Origin of the sequence: Paenibacillus sp. BIC5C1 (assembly GCF_032399705.1) — a bacterium.
Taxonomy (GTDB): Bacteria; Bacillota; Bacilli; order Paenibacillales; family Paenibacillaceae; genus Paenibacillus; species Paenibacillus taichungensis_A.
The window spans coordinates 95,813-111,131 of the sequence record NZ_CP135922.1 but is presented as its reverse complement, the minus strand read 5'-3'; the positions used below and the strand labels follow the sequence as shown (position 1 = coordinate 111,131).

General features: G+C 44.9%; 15 protein-coding genes and 1 tRNA gene. 6 read left to right on the top strand and 10 right to left on the bottom strand.

What is annotated here, in order from left to right:
* Positions 1-21: 21 nt before the first annotated feature.
* Positions 22-318 carry a 4a-hydroxytetrahydrobiopterin dehydratase gene (locus RS891_RS00510; RefSeq protein ID WP_064641360.1) on the bottom strand — a complete coding sequence of 99 codons (297 nt, stop codon included), beginning with the start codon at positions 316-318 and terminating at the stop codon, positions 22-24.
* Between the two features lie 253 nt (positions 319-571).
* Positions 572-865 (bottom strand): hypothetical protein, encoded by a 294-nt coding sequence (locus RS891_RS00505; RefSeq protein WP_063567630.1) that lies wholly within the window; start codon positions 863-865, stop codon positions 572-574.
* Between the two features lie 234 nt (positions 866-1,099).
* Here RS891_RS00505 and motA point away from each other — a divergent pair, with 234 nt between their 5' ends.
* Positions 1,100-1,900, top strand: coding sequence for a flagellar motor stator protein MotA (gene motA, locus RS891_RS00500; RefSeq protein ID WP_090905357.1), 801 nt, complete (start codon positions 1,100-1,102; stop codon positions 1,898-1,900).
* Positions 1,887-2,702, top strand: a complete 816-nt coding sequence (gene motB / locus RS891_RS00495; RefSeq protein WP_113055821.1) for a flagellar motor protein MotB — start codon at positions 1,887-1,889, stop codon at positions 2,700-2,702. The genes motA and motB overlap by 14 nt, the downstream gene beginning before the upstream one ends.
* A 132-nt stretch (positions 2,703-2,834) precedes the next feature.
* Here the strand turns inward: motB and rluF are convergent, their stop codons facing one another.
* Both rluF and RS891_RS00485 read right to left on the bottom strand, forming a co-directional pair.
* On the bottom strand, positions 2,835-3,536 hold the full coding sequence (gene rluF / locus RS891_RS00490; RefSeq protein ID WP_113055822.1) for a 23S rRNA pseudouridine(2604) synthase RluF: 702 nt from the start codon (positions 3,534-3,536) through the stop codon (positions 2,835-2,837).
* An 18-nt stretch (positions 3,537-3,554) separates the two neighbouring features.
* Positions 3,555-5,894 carry a PAS domain S-box protein gene (locus RS891_RS00485; RefSeq protein ID WP_113055823.1) on the bottom strand — a complete coding sequence of 780 codons (2,340 nt, stop codon included), beginning with the start codon at positions 5,892-5,894 and terminating at the stop codon, positions 3,555-3,557.
* Positions 5,895-6,229: 335 nt separating this feature from the next.
* Here RS891_RS00485 and tadA point away from each other — a divergent pair, with 335 nt between their 5' ends.
* Positions 6,230-6,730: a tRNA adenosine(34) deaminase TadA gene (tadA, locus tag RS891_RS00480; RefSeq protein ID WP_113055824.1), complete on the top strand. Its 501-nt coding sequence runs from the start codon at positions 6,230-6,232 to the stop codon at positions 6,728-6,730.
* Positions 6,731-6,764: 34 nt separating this feature from the next.
* The gene (locus RS891_RS00475; protein WP_113055825.1) at positions 6,765-7,334 is read left to right on the top strand and encodes a GNAT family N-acetyltransferase; all 570 of its coding nucleotides are present in this window, start codon (positions 6,765-6,767) and stop codon (positions 7,332-7,334) included.
* A gap of 84 nt (positions 7,335-7,418) precedes the next feature.
* Here RS891_RS00475 and RS891_RS00470 read toward each other — a convergent pair whose 3' ends face one another.
* The 5 genes from RS891_RS00470 to RS891_RS00450 form a co-directional block, all read right to left on the bottom strand.
* Positions 7,419-8,513, bottom strand: coding sequence for a hypothetical protein (locus RS891_RS00470; protein WP_113055826.1), 1,095 nt, complete (start codon positions 8,511-8,513; stop codon positions 7,419-7,421).
* Between the two features lie 268 nt (positions 8,514-8,781).
* Positions 8,782-8,934: a small acid-soluble spore protein P gene (locus tag RS891_RS00465; RefSeq protein ID WP_053779025.1), complete on the bottom strand. Its 153-nt coding sequence runs from the start codon at positions 8,932-8,934 to the stop codon at positions 8,782-8,784.
* Positions 8,935-8,957: 23 nt separating this feature from the next.
* The gene (locus RS891_RS00460) at positions 8,958-9,134 is read right to left on the bottom strand and encodes a hypothetical protein (RefSeq protein WP_315794153.1); all 177 of its coding nucleotides are present in this window, start codon (positions 9,132-9,134) and stop codon (positions 8,958-8,960) included.
* A gap of 25 nt (positions 9,135-9,159) precedes the next feature.
* Complete coding sequence (locus tag RS891_RS00455; RefSeq protein ID WP_064641367.1) at positions 9,160-9,501, bottom strand: hypothetical protein; 342 nt, start codon at positions 9,499-9,501, stop codon at positions 9,160-9,162.
* 193 nt (positions 9,502-9,694) lie between these two features.
* A tRNA-Ser gene (locus tag RS891_RS00450) sits at positions 9,695-9,783 on the bottom strand.
* A gap of 223 nt (positions 9,784-10,006) precedes the next feature.
* On the opposite strand from RS891_RS00450, the gene RS891_RS00445 reads away from it, so the two are divergent.
* Both RS891_RS00445 and RS891_RS00440 read left to right on the top strand, forming a co-directional pair.
* The gene (locus RS891_RS00445) at positions 10,007-12,037 is read left to right on the top strand and encodes a YheC/YheD family protein (protein WP_315794152.1); all 2,031 of its coding nucleotides are present in this window, start codon (positions 10,007-10,009) and stop codon (positions 12,035-12,037) included.
* Positions 12,038-12,063: 26 nt separating this feature from the next.
* A complete protein-coding gene (locus tag RS891_RS00440; protein WP_315794151.1) occupies positions 12,064-13,752 on the top strand; it encodes an S-layer homology domain-containing protein in 1,689 nt (562 codons plus the stop codon).
* A gap of 151 nt (positions 13,753-13,903) precedes the next feature.
* On the opposite strand, the gene serS is transcribed toward RS891_RS00440, so the two are convergent.
* On the bottom strand, positions 13,904-15,187 hold the full coding sequence (serS, locus tag RS891_RS00435; protein WP_163758820.1) for a serine--tRNA ligase: 1,284 nt from the start codon (positions 15,185-15,187) through the stop codon (positions 13,904-13,906).
* Positions 15,188-15,319 lie beyond the last annotated feature (132 nt).

The following is a 15,319-nucleotide window of genomic DNA, read 5'->3' as shown; positions in this document are numbered from 1 at the left end:
TGCGATAATAACCGATCCAGGTTATTCCGACCTCATTTTTTCAAAAGCCTCATTATATTGTTGTGCTTCTTTAATATCTACAGATGTGATGCCACCTTCATCCCACGACGTGAGACGCAGTGTGACCGTTGTATAGTCAATCGTAATGAAAGGATGATGATTGAATGCTTCCGAAATCGCTGCGACCTCATCCACAAATGCAATCCCTTTCATGTAGTTGGAAAATACGAACTTGCGGACAATCCATCGTCCCTCTTCCAGTTCCCAGCCTTCCAGCCTTCCCAGATGAGCTTCGACTTCCTCTTGCGTAAAAACCATACGTTATCTTCCTCCCCATATGATGGCTCATCACAGACAACTGTCCATGCTGCCACCGAAACCTTTGGTGCTACCCATAGCAATCCAAACGCATAGGTCCACCGCCCTGCGGTTCGCCCGTTTCATGACTATCATCTTACCACGGACAAGCCTCAAATTCCAATAGTACAAATGGCGCTAGATCCACTAACCATAAGGCTTTAGGGAGATTCTCCAACTCAGGTTTCCGTACCAAATATCTTATGGGAGCATACTAAATGAGAGGTACAAAAGTCAGCTCTTCTTCCCCAATTAAGATATGAATTCGGTGCTGATCCTTGTCATGAATGACCACTCCACTTCCTACCGGAATGACCGACTCCTCACCTAGCGCGTAGAACAGATCTTCCGCGAGCGCCTCATCCACTTCGAGTTGCTCTGTTACACCAAGGCGTGACCATTCTTCCTCATCCATCTCAAAGAAAACATAGCGGTCCGGTATTCGTCCTATAGCCTCTGTCAAATCTGTCAATATTCCTTCATAATCCCGTCCATGCTTTACGCCCATTGGCTTTTCACTCCTATTTAGCCCCTAAGGAGCAGATTTGTTCTTATTATACCTGAAAATAACCCTTAAAAAAAAAGGCCATCTGGTCGATAAATACTATACATGACCGTTTTAACTGTTTCTGCAACCCTAAAGGATGCCTAACATTAAACGGATTGCGGTGTAACGTTCGTCCGGAAGCCCGAATAAAGCCGCTTGAAAGGATTCAATTTTATCTCATGGATGAGGTGTATGATGGAAATTTCAACGATTATCGGACTAGTTTTAGGGCTGGTTTCACTTGTATTGGGTATGTTCCTGAAGGGTGCGCCCCTAATCAACCTGGTTAACAACCCGGCAGCCTACGTTATTATTTTTGTTGGTACGGCAGCAACTATTTTCATGGCGTTTCCCATGTCTGAAGTTAAAAAAATCCCCAAGCTTTTCGGGGTACTGTTCAAAAAGCAACAACTGATTGACCGTGTTTCTCTAATCGGCACATTTATGGACTGGGCTTCCACTACCCGTCGTGAAGGTTTGCTCGCACTTGAATCGAAAGTCGAAGATATTGATGATCAGTTCCTGCGCGGCGGTATGCGTATGATTATTGACGGCAATGATCAGGAATTTGTAAGTGATGTACTCATGGAAGATATTCATGCTACAGAAGAGCGCCATCGTGGAGGTGCATTGATCTTCGCCCAAGCGGGGATGTATGCACCAACGCTCGGGGTACTCGGGGCCGTTGTAGGTCTCATCGCAGCGCTTGCCGATCTCAGTGATATGGAAAAGCTCTCGCATGCGATTGCAGCGGCGTTTATCGCAACACTTCTCGGTATCTTTAGTGGTTACGTGTTGTGGCATCCAATGTCCAATAAACTGAAGCGGATGTCCAAAAAAGAGATGGAAATCAAGCTGATGATGGTTGAAGGCTTGTTATCCATACAATCCGGTGTATCCACCATTGCCATTAACCAAAAATTATCTGTATTCCTGACACCTTCCGAACGTAGACAGTTGGAAGAGAAGGAGGGCTCATCAGGTGAAAAAGGCTAAAAAACACGAACCGCATGAAGAGCACATAGACGAGAGCTGGTTGCTTCCCTACTCCGACTTGATGACGTTGCTGCTCGCTCTGTTTATCACATTATTCTCTATGAGCTCTATAGATGCAACGAAGTTTGAACAGATGGCTTCCGCACTGAGCAGCGCATTAAATGGTGGTTCGGGTGTACTGGATCATACCTCCATGAACCCTACAGAATCTACTATAGATTTGGGTAAGAGCAAACAGCAGCCCGAAGATATCAAGAAGACACCGGCTCAGATTACAGATGCGCAGATGGCTCAGAAAGAACAGGAAGATCTGGAGAAACTCAAGAAACGGCTTGATCAATATATTCAGAAAAACGGGCTTTCCGATCAGCTGAATACGAAACTGAATCAGTCGGAGCTCAAAATCACGATTAGTGATAACGCCCTGTTCTCCTCAGGCCGGGCTGATGTTAAACCAGAGTCACGCTCGCTGGCCAAAGCCATCTCGAGCATGCTGCAGGAGTTCCCGGAATATGAAGTCGTTGTGTCTGGCCATACTGATAATGTTCCCATTTCGAACAGCCAATATAAGGATAACTGGGATTTGAGTGCCGATCGAGCACTGAATTTCCTCAAAATTCTGTTATTGAATGAGGCGCTGGACCCTTCGAAGTTCACACCTAGCGGTTATGGAGAGTATCACCCAGTCGCTAGCAACCAAACAGATGCTGGACGAGCTCAAAACCGTCGGGTAGAAGTTTCAATTATCCGGAAATATCAGAGTAACAACACAGCCGTGAAAGCAGTCGGAAAAGATAACTAAAGAGTTGTTCCGTTGTATCAAACTAATGCTTAAGTCACTCTCCTTCATTACAGGAGAGTGGCTTTTTTCTATCCACTGATATGAAAAAGCGCTGCTTCCCCTGAGGGAAAACAGCGCCTTGGATATTATCATTTATTCCATATTATAATCCAGCAAACTGCTCAATTCAGACTTTTCTGCCAGTGTCAGCTCTCTCCAGGTCCCTGTGGCCTGCTCACCGAGATGAATGTTCATAATACGAATTCGCTTCAACTTCCGAACCTCATAGCCAAATGCGCTGCACATCCGGCGAATTTGACGGTTTTTCCCCTCCGTCAGAATAATGCGGAACACCCGCTCTGATATACGAGTTACCGTACAAGGCAGCGTCATTTCGCCAAGGATCTTGACTCCTGTGCTCATGCCTCTTAAGAAACTCGGCGTTACCGCACGATCCACGGTGACAATATATTCTTTCTCATGACGTCCTTCTGCCCTTAGAATTCGATTGACGATATCACCGTCATTGGTCATCAAAATCAAACCTTCCGAATCCTTATCCAAGCGACCAATTGGGAAAATTCGCTCTGTGTGCCCTACAAAATCAACGATATTCCCTTGAATATGCTGTTCGGTTGTACTGGTTATTCCGACAGGTTTATTAAGCGCAATATATACGTGTTTCCGTTTTTCCTTAATAGGTTGACCATTAATTCTTACATCATCGCCATCTTCAGCTTGACTGCCCAGCTCTGCCTTGACTCCATTAATTGTTACTTTCCCACTTTCCACCAATCTGTCGGCTTCCCGACGGGAACAAAAACCTGTTTCACTGATAAATTTATTAATACGCAAAAGGTAATCTCACCTCGTCTATTTCTCTTCGTCTGTAGGTTCATTGTCCGTCTCATGCTCTTCCTCTATACTCTCCGGTTGCTGTTGGGAAGCAGGCAGCTCGATAATGACGGTCGTTCCCTTGTTCATGACGCTTTTGATATCCATCATGCCCTTATGTGATTGAATAATGCGCTGGCTGACCATCAGGCCAAGCCCTGTTCCCGATTCCTTGCTTGTAAAGAATGGTTCCCCCAGCTTAGGCATCAGTTCTTCTGGAATTCCAGTGCCTTCATCCTTAATTTCAATCCGAACCCGACTATTCTCTATGTCCTGATTAAGTTTAATTCGAATATTACCTCCGTCTGGCATGGCCTCCATGCCGTTCTTCAGCAAGTTAATGAAGACCTGCTTCAACTGGTTCTCTTCACAATGTACCATAACTGAATCGGATGAAGCATTTAATACAAACTCCACACCATGCAGATGCGCCTGGCTATCCAGTAATGATATAACATCTCCCAGAATGAAGCGAATATCCCGTTCCTGAAAATGAACTGCCTGTGGTTTGGCCAGGATCAGAAACTCACCCACAATAAGATTGATTCGATCCAACTCGGACAGCATCAAGTCCAAGTGACGATGATTAAGCTTGTTCGTCTCTTGTTGGAGCTGGAGAAACCCACGTAGGGTCGTAAGCGGATTACGTATCTCGTGCGCAACCCCCGCTGCCAGCTGACCAACGGTCGTCAGTTTCTCGGAACGTCTAAGCAGTTCCTCCATACGGTTACGGCTGGTAATATCTCTTGAAACGCTGATCAGTGCTGTGATCTCGCCTGCTTCATCGCGGACTGGTGCTGTACTCACGCTGACTTCGACACGGCTACCATCCTTCTTCATCCATGTCGTTTCATTGGACGTAATTGACATACCCTCAATCAACTGGGCATGCTGCTCTTCCATCTCCTCTTCAGTGCCAGGAGGGATAATTTTTAACTTACGGCCTTCTACCTCACGACTGCGCCAGCCGTACAACTGCTCAAAGGCACGGTTTACCCGCAAAACATTTCCATCCAGATCCGTAATATGAATCGCATCTGCCGTTTGGTTAATGATCGATTCCAAATGTTCTTTTACCGCACGATTTTCTTCATACATCTGTTTCAGACGATTCGTATAATGGCCCAAATTACGAATCATGGCATTAATGCGATTCGCTAATTGGCCCAATTCGTCTTTCCTTCTCACTTTCAAACGGAAATCAAAGTGACCGTCAGCTACATCATTCACTTTGCCCAGAATAGATTGAATAGGACGCGTAATGTATCCTGCGAGCAAATAGCTGCCAAAGATCACAATCTCCAGTAACACAAGTGAAATCGAGGCATGGCTAACCAATTGTTCCGATACCATGGAGGATATTTGCTTATAGTCCATAACAATACTAATCACATAAGATGATTCATTGGGGGTGAATATCGGAATAAAACTTTTGAGCACCTTCTGTTCATGAGTTTCACTAACAAAGGATACATTCTGCCCAGTACGAATTGCCCGTACTACCGCCTTGTGATCCTCTTCTGCCGCACCATATTGATAGGTACCGAAACGAATTGGCCTGTTATTCAACTTATTGTGGTTTGTATCCCTTCCGTCATTGCTCATGCTCGAGCTACCGAAGGTCAATGGATTGATGCCTGTAATCTCCAGAATAGAAGGATTCACTTCACGAATCTTATTCAAAATCTCGTCTGGACCAGAGATCTTCACATAGTCGTCAACAGCGGCATTATTATAGAAGGGATTGATTATGTAATTCCTTTTCCCATCATGATAGTAACCCCAGATATCAACATCCGACGGATTGGATGTAGAGTATTCGAATCCATCCGACCAAAAATGGTCTAATTTCTGTCCCTGTGAAATCGTAACCTGATGGTTTTCGAACAGCTGTTTAAATGCCTGATACCAGTAAGTCATGGATTTGGTAGATAATCCAATCTCCTTTGGATCGGAAGACCGGGTAACCACAATATCATCAGCCGTTTGCTCCATCAATGAAATGTGGGAGACACCGACTTTTTCGCTCATGCGAACCAGGTCTTCATTTGTGATATTATTAATATTCGGGTCCAGTTCTTCTGCTGCCATTACTGAGGCCAGCCATAAATTGTTCCCAATTTGTCGTTTTACATATTCCGAACTGGACTGACTCTGTTCGACAGCGATTGCAATCTGTTTGGCCGTAAGCACCATCTTGGTTTCGCTGTCCTGCCTTAGATTCTCTTCTGTAGTATAATAACTCAGTGCTATATTTAAAATCAAAATGACGAGCACTGAGCACGACATAATCATGGATAATTTCGTTTTAATAGACAACTTTTTCGTTCACCTCTCGGCTTGTACCCTCTGGCGATATATGGCAAAACCTATATCCATCATAACTGTTGTATGTCTATTTGAAAAGGATAATTGACCCTTGTCCAAAAGTTACCGCTTGGCTGAAAATGGCGAAATCAATTGTATTTTGTCTATTCCATGCCTACAATGGGAATAACCACTAAAAATTATACACAAATCCACAGGCATGTGGATAGTATGTTCATAACTATGTGAGCAACTCGTCAGTTATCCACAGACTTATACACAACATGTTAACAAACGAATGTTTGTTCGCCGCACAAATTACTCTTTGGAAGGAGTTTTACATTTTAATGAAGGATGACGTTCTCCAACCCGATCTTTCGCATCTCTCGGAGGAGGCTCAGCACGAGCACTGGATGCGTGAAGCCATTGCTGAAGCGTACAAGGCAGAAGCACTCGGGGAAGTACCCATCGGGGCTGTAATTGTTCAACATAACCGTATTATTGGTCGTGGATATAACCTGCGTGAGACGACACTCGATTCTACAGCACATGCGGAGATGGTAGCCATCCGGCAGGCTAGTGAAGCCATCGGCGCATGGCGACTGCTGGATTGTAGTCTGTACGTTACACTGGAGCCCTGCCCGATGTGTGCAGGTGCCATTGTGCAGTCCAGAGTGCCTCGAGTTATATATGGTACCGCTGATCCCAAAGCCGGATGTGCAGGAACGCTGATGAATCTGCTGCAGGAACCTCGTTTTAATCATCGAACCGAAGTGGTTGCTGACATTCTGCAACCAGATTGCTCCACCATGCTGACTCAATTTTTCCGGCGTTTACGCAAAAAATAGAATTTTATATCTATCTAGAAAGGAAGTGCATTCCATGCCGCTTACACTATACGACACACCAAAAGGGATAAGTCTCCGTCTACTTACTCCACAAGATACGGAGGCATATCTTGCTCTTATTCAAATCACACGTCTTCCCTACCAAGCCGTAGAGCCTATCCGGGATGATGAGTTCTATACGCTGCATGCGCAAACCAGACGCATTCAGGATAGAATGCAGGCGGCTGAGGAAGGAACGGGGTATCAATTCGGAATTTTTACAATCGACGATGGTATTCTGATCGGTCAGGTTAGCTTGAACAATGTCGTTCAGGGCGTTGCCAATTATGCAGACATGGGATACTTCATCCATCCAGATTACCAAGGCGGAGGACGAATGACCGCGGCCGTGAAACTCGCTGTATCCTACGCCTTCCGTGCTCTGAAGTTAAATCGTGTTCAAGCAGCTATTCTATTATCCAATACGGGTTCAAAACGTGTTCTGGAGAAAAATGGCTTCCAGGCTGAAGGCATTGCTCGTAAATATCTCAAGATTAACGGAGAGTATCAGGACCATCAGATCTACGCTGTGCTCGCCGAGGACATGGGTGAATCTTTACAGTAATTGAACAGAACTTGGAACAACATACAAAGAGCCGCTCGACCCTAAGGTCGAGCGGCTCTTTGCTTTAAATCATAATCTGAGAACTTAGTATCCGTAAGATGCGTTCATTAGTTCTTCAAACTGTTCCATTGTAATGACGTCTTCGCCAGTAGGAATATTAATTTTAAATGCTGGCTTCTCGTTAATTTTGGTGTATGTGTTCGAACCAGTGAAAGCAAGTTTAACTTCATCCTTGGTATCAGGTTGTTTAATCAACAGATCAGCAACCAATTTTTGATATACCGGGAAATCTTTTTTGTCCAAAGCAAAATCAATGTGGAACTGGTTAATAGTCAGTGTGTCTTTCAACTGGTCCAGATCTTTAGCCATTTCAGCTTGATCTGCTTCAGTAATTTTTAGATCCTCTTTAGCTTTGTTGATATCTTCCTGACTCATTTGCAACATGTCACGATACTCTTCTTTAGAGATAATATCCAAAACTTTAGGCAATGCTTTGGTTACCAGGACAGTAACGGCTTCCTTCACATTGTCATTGTTGACAGAAAATTGGACAACTTGTTTGGCATCCAAACCTTCTGGAAGCTGTGCATCCTTCACATCCAGGTTTTTAAAGAATTTATCCTGATCGTACTCGCTCAGGACCGCATCCATAACTTCATTGCTCAGCTTTTGTGTTTTGGCTGCATCCATAGCATTTGGATTCCATTCCGTTCCTTCTTGCTCAGCCAGTTCTTTCAGATCCAGCTCCAGGAATTTACCAACAACCGTTTCCGGAATCGGGAAGAACGGAATACTTGGTACCTTAACATATAACTTCTCAGCGGTCATAACCATTGGAATGGTAAAAGTCATCCCCATATCGCCTTTAAGCTCAATCCCTACCGTCATTTCGGTCTGCATCGGCTCACTTTGGTATACGCCAGTTACATTCAACTGAGCATCCTTCAGCATGCTCATAAACTGAGACATCGTTGGATCCTGTTGTGACTCGTCTGCAGCTTTATAGCTCAATTCATTAATAGTGAAGTTAGAACTCATCTCATACGAAGTCAATTTGGAAGCATTGGCTGCCGCCGTCTTCAATGCCTCTTTTGGCTCTTGCTTGCTGCTACATGCTGTCAGTGCCATGGATACGGTTAACAGCAACGTAAGAAGAAGCGCCCCCATACGTTTAGTCATTTGTTTCTCTCCTCTCGTGATAACCCCAAAAAAAATAATTCAATATCAATGATATACCATTTATTCTGAAACGGAAACACGATTTGGGAAATTTGTGATCTTTACTCTGTAAATTGGCTACAAAGACCTATGTAAGCTTTAGATATCAATGGTGTGCTTCTCTAAATCATGTATGAACGCGCAAAAACCCCGGTTTGTTAACCGGAGTTATAGGTTATCGTTATTCATTAATATGTGCTAAAGAAGAGGAATGATTGTTCCTTTAATCTTAGCCTTGAGGATTATGATGATCCACATGGTTCTGGTTTTTCACTTTTTTGGAGCCGGACAACGGTTCCTGCATGGAAGAATGCTTTTCCGGTTTTCGGTGCTGCTCAGCAGCCTGAGCTTCAGGTACAGGTGTTGTTTTGGGTTTACTCATGTAGTTCCCTCCTCTTCTTTGGATTAGGAATGGGACGGGTCCATATCTTCCGTTTTATCATGATTCATGGAATCCTGATTCCGACGGTCATTTGAGTCCTGTTGAATTTGCTGGGCATGGTGACTATTTACAGGTGTCTGATCCAGATCTGCGACTACATTTTGCAGGTTTTTATCTGTTCCAGCTTTCGCTTTACTCACGTATTACCACTCCTTTGACGTCTGCCTAATGTCTAGTTTTGGGTTGCAACGACTGGGCACACTCATGAATATGACGCGTGTAATCCTGAGCCAATTCCTGAATGGGCTCTGTACGCTCATCCGTCGTTCTTCCATCGCGCTCCACATCAATTAGCTGTACACTGACTTCACGAGAATCCACATAGGCACACTTGAAATCAAACGAGTACATCTGGTGTCCCGCTGTTGCGATGTGAATTCGAATAGCCTGTTGATCAGCCTCGTCAGCCATAACCTGAGCCCGATCTCCGACATTTAGGACCTCAGGCAATCTTTCCTGCCAAGCACCTACAAGCTCCGTCTGATCTATGTTTAATTCGCGGTTCATCTTACCACCTCCACTCTTATATAAAGTGCGGCGATTCGGATGTTTTTATTCATCACACAGATATTGAAACCAACTGATTTTCTAGCGCAAAAATGCTCTGGAAGATACAGCGTGTATGCGGCTGCACTAAATGATAAATAAATGCAAAAAAGGACCCGAGCTTATCGCTCGGACCCTTATCATAATTGTAGTATGGCGGAGAGGGTGGGATTCGAACCCACGTGGAGTTGCCCCCTAACGGTTTTCAAGACCGCCCCGTTATGACCGCTTCGGTACCTCTCCAGGACATTAACTTTTATAAACTTGCCACGAAATAGATCATACCATAATTGTATGGCAGAAAGCAACCTTTTTATATGATTTATTATTTGATACATCAAAAAGGGGATTTTCACCTACTAAGTAAAGATAACCAGCGCTACCTAACGATTGAATGGTTGTTCAGAATCCGTTCAGCCCTGCTCTGTATAATTGAATTTTAGACTTTTCATTACGAGGTGGTTGCTTGTTTATAGGTGTGTATCGTAAAAATGACCCTTTGAACACATTGCCTGAGGAGCGAATCAGTGAATTGATCTCAGAGGGAATGAAACAAGGCGCAAATGTTTTCTTCTTTGATGCCGGCAGCATCGATATGGAACAGGAATTACTCCACGGTACCTTCCCTGAGGGAAACGCATGGGTACAGAGGAAGGTGCCTCTCCCTGACGTGGTACTTAATGAAGCACCTGAGCCTGTTAATAACAGGCCGGAATGTGAGAATTGGCTGCGTCGCAGGGTTCCCTTTACAACATATCTAATTCACGGAAAATACGACATTCAGAAGAAGCTGGACCCCCTCTTCAAAGATCACCTTATTCCGACGGAGCGCTTGCAGGATCTCAATCAATTTCTTGCTTTTTTGGATGTTCACGATGAAGTTTTAGTTAAACCTGATCAAGGGCGCCGAGGAAATTCCATTTTCACAGTCAAAAAGATAGATGATCGCTATGTATGGCGTCAGCAAAATGAAGCGATCTGGCTTGATTATTCTGGATTACAGGAACTTTTGCAGGAAGGGCTCGCTCAAAACTCCTCTATTATTCAGCCCTACCTTCCATGCCTTACCGAGATGGGAGAAGTTGTTGATTTTCGAATACATATTCAGCGCGATGGAACGGGACGATGGGCTCTGACCAAAATGTATGCCCGCACTGGTATTACCGATTCCATCATCAGCAATATAAGTAAAGGTGGTGGCATGGAGGACGCGGCTGATATGCTCTATCGTTTATTCCCAGTTCAGGCCGACCAGCTCAGGATTGAACTGGAGCGGCTGGCTATTCGTATGGCAGAGACAATTAACCGTTCATATTCCTTTCTTATTGATGAGCTTGGTATGGATTTTATTGTGACTCCCACAGGCCAAATCCTGTTCCTGGAGGCCAATATAAGCCCCCAAACGCGGTTTCATGAGCAGGCACGGGCAGCACGAGCGATTGAATACGCACAATATGTAGCCAAAGCCGGGCAAATAGCGCCCCATCCCGTTATTGCCATGCTGACCAACGACCCCTGTGATAAGCAACTCGCTACCGCCTGCGCATATTCAGCAAAATGGAGTGATGCAGTGTTTTATTATTTTGCTCCACACGATGTTCATGCAGAATTGCGCTATATCAAAGGATATGTCCTGGAGGACGGAGAGTGGGAGGCACGGTATTGTCCATTCCCTGATGTGGTCTATGACCGATTGAAAGCACGTGGTAATGCGAATTACAGTTACGTTTATGAGGCTTTAAGACATGTGCCCTTCACCGATGAACGAAACGGAGGTTCCTTTAGCAAGAAAAAAAGTTATGAAATGCTTGAAGACAATGCAAAGCTTGTCTCCCATATAATCCCGTATGCTGCAGTAGAGAGCGTTCAAGAGATTTTGGCCTTCATCGATACTTACGGGACTTCCATCATCAAGCCCTCTATAGGCTCGTTCGGCAACGGAATCATCGTTGTTCAGCGTGAACAGGAAGGCTTCGCCGTAAAGGCTCACGAGCATGTTCACATGATGAACGATGAGGAGTTCGGGCAACTGATCTCCATGCTTGCGACCAAAAGGGGCTTTATTATTCAAAAATTTATTCGAAGCGAAACCCGGAACGGACTCCCCTTTCATATAAGACTGCATCTGGTCCGGAACGGAAGCGGGAAATGGTCTTTCATTTCCGCATTTCCTTTTCTCTCTACCCAAAGCGAGCATAAGGTAGTTAACCACGCTGGTTCACTCCGTGCATTTACGACATGGGACTGGCTGTCTCGGCATGAGTTTCCTCAAAAGGAAGAAGTCATGCTGACGAGACTAGAACAGATGGCGACAATGACGGCTAATCATATTGCTGACCATGTGAAGGAGCGAATCTGCGAGTTGGGCATTGATGTAGGCATTGATTCGTCGGGTGAGATTTGGATTTTCGAAGTCAATATGAACAAAATCGGTTCTACGCACAGGGAGTTTGAAGTCGCGCAACATATGATTCCTTTTGCTCTTTCTTTGCGTTAGTTCTACTTTTAATAAGGAGTGAAGAGATGAAAAAGAAAAGAAAGAATGTTCATCAGCAAATGCTTAAAGCCGGAAACGCTAGAAAACGTGCCGTTAAGACGACCGTATTGGCTGCCGGGCTAATGACACATGTATTGGCGGGTAACGCCATTGATTACAAAGCTGACGACATATACAAGGGAGATTCGATTAGCTATTTTCAGCATTTCTTCGGAATGGAAAAAGCATCAGCCGATCCTGATGGAGATGATGAGGGGAGCAGCGAGCCTGAATCTGGTGGCGGTGAGCCTGAGTCTGGTGGCGGTGAGCCTGAGTCTGGTGGCGGTGAGCCTGAGTCTGGCGGCGGTGAGCCTGAATCTGGCGGTGGTGAGCCCGAGTCTGGTGGCGGTGAGCCTGAGTCTGGTGGCGGTGAGCCTGAGTCTGGAGGAAACAGGCCTGAGAGCAGCAGCTCGTCATCACAAACCTCCAACTCAGCCACAGTTGGCAACTCAATTATTGATTCTTCCGCATCTATGGGTTCTGCAGCCAATAGCCTAAACCAATGGATACATGGGAAATTGGATAATGGCACTGTTTCCGTATCCGTAGATTCGAGTGTCGTACGTAAGTTATCTACTCTTGATCATCTGAATGATTTGTCTGTAACTATATTGCCAAGTGTTCCGCACATTCAATTGACACTACCGAAGGAAGTTCTTTCTTTTCTGCGCTCACAGGAAAAAGTTTCTTCATTCACTCTGTACAGCAATCAGTCCAAAATGGCGTTAGCTTTGAATAAATTAAATATTCAACGTGCATCATCTCTACTGCATGTGCCAACCGAAAAGCTTGATCTCCAGATTAACATTGATATCCTGTCCAACGATGAATTGTCTAACCTAAAACAATCATTACCAGCCGGCCTAAAATTGTTGGTACAGCCTTTACGTTTCAATGTACAATGGGTGGCTGGTGACCAAACGCTCAAGCTGGATCAAGAAGAATTAAAACATGTGACTCGGGTCATCCACCTTGGTACTACAGATCTTGACCCACAGACAGCAACCGTTCTCGGGTTCAATGAAGAAACGCGGACATATTCCTACGTGCCAGCCTATTTCGTCCAAGATAAAGGACAATGGGAGGTAAGAATACGGGACATGCAATACAGCACTTATGTTATTGCTTCAGACGAACAGATAGATACTTCAGACGATGATTCGTCGATAAACAGCATCCAATACATGCAGAACAAACAACTACTTGCTTTGAATCAATTGAAGACGGGTGAACCGATCACACGCGGACAGGTCGCCCAATTATTAGTTTCCGCCTTAGGAGCAAACGGAATCGTATCTAAGAATACCTCTTTCCGGGATGTGACTGAGGAACAATCGTATGCGGCAACCGCTGCACACCTTGGAATTGTCAAAGGCTATGCGGATGGAACATTCCGTGCCGATCGTCAGGTCACCCGGGAAGAGCTCGCAAGCATGGTCTATCGGGCAATTCAGTATGCAGGAGGAGATTCTGTCGCTAATAGCTCAGCTGTGATATCCTATCTGGACCAAGATTCTATCTCTCCTTGGGCCACAGCCCAAGTCCAGGCTTTGACATCGCTCGATTTGCTTCAAGATACATTCGGGACTTCCTTCGAGCCGAAAAAAGCAGCATCCACAGACGAAGCACTTATGATCTTGGTGCGTACGCTTCGCTCCATTGAATATATGAACTAATATTTACGCTTTCGCTTAGGGGAAATCATGGCTAACGTATCGTCTTCATAAAAAATAAACTACAAAAAACCGTCGCCCTGTGAAAATGGAACGTTCTAAATTCCCATTTGTCAGGAGACGGTTTTTTATTTCAATCATTTAGTTGAAAATCTTAGGATCGACGGGCAATCACGCTGACTCCACCCATGTAAGGACGAAGTGCTTCAGGAATAACCACTGTTCCATCTTCTTGTTGATAGTTCTCCAGAATAGCAGCTACTGTACGCCCCACTGCCAGTCCTGAACCATTTAATGTATGGACAAATTCCGGTTTCGCTTTTGGCTCTCTACGGAAACGGATATTAGCTCGACGTGCTTGGAAGTCTTCACAGTTGGAGCAAGACGAGATTTCGCGATACGTATTGCTTTCCGGCAACCAAACCTCAATGTCATATGTTTTGGCAGATGTGAAGCCCATATCTGCTGTACACAACGTCAGAACACGGTAAGGCAGCCCCAATAATTGAAGCACACGTTCCGCATTTAGTGTCATGTTCTCCAATTCCTCATAAGAGGTCTCAGGAGAAGACAGTTTCAACAACTCAACTTTATTGAACTGATGCTGACGAATCAAGCCGCGTGTATCCCGTCCAGCAGAACCTGCTTCAGATCGGAAACATGAGCTGTACGCCACAAAGTGTTTAGGCAGTTGGTCTGCATTCAAAATCTCTTCGCGATGATAGTTCGTTACCGGAACTTCAGCGGTAGGGATCAAATAATACTCGGTATCTTTCAGCTTAAACAGGTCTTCCTCGAATTTCGGCAGTTGGCCAGTTCCAAACAAGCTGTCACGGTTAACGATGTATGGAGGCAGAATCTCTTCATACCCATGCTGATCGCTGTGTAGATCCATCATAAAGTTGATCAAAGCACGTTCCAAACGTGCACCCAATCCTTTATAAAAGGTAAAACGGGAGCCTGTTACTTTGGCAGCCGCTTCAAAATCAAGAATGTCGAGATCCTGTGCGATTTCCCAGTGTGCTTTTGGTGTAAATGAAAAGGACTTCGGCTCTTCCCAACGACGAATCTCCACATTATCATCTTCGGACGCACCAACAGGTACACTCTCGTTAGGGATGTTCGGAATCGCCATAGTCAGATCGTTGATCTTCACTTCCAACTCACGCACTTCTTCATCCATTGCTTTGATTCGATCGGAGACTTCACGCATCTCAAGGATCAACTCGTCGGCATTTTCACCACTCTTTTTAAGCTTGGCCACTTCTCCAGATACCGTATTCCGGCGACTTTTCAGGTTTTCACTCTCTTGCAGCAACTCGCGACGCTTGGCATCCATATCCGTGAACCCGGCGATTAGATCCAGCGACTTGCCACGTTTCGTCAATGCTTCTTCAACACGTGCATACTCATTCCGCAATATTTTCACATCAAGCACTAAATACCCCTCCTAAATAACACCACAAAGTAGAAATCTTCCTCTTAACTCCTGCCAAAACTTTGCAGCCTTATAACTTCATCATTTCTTAATGGTAAAAAATAACCTATGGCCTCCGGTGCTGCCCTATGC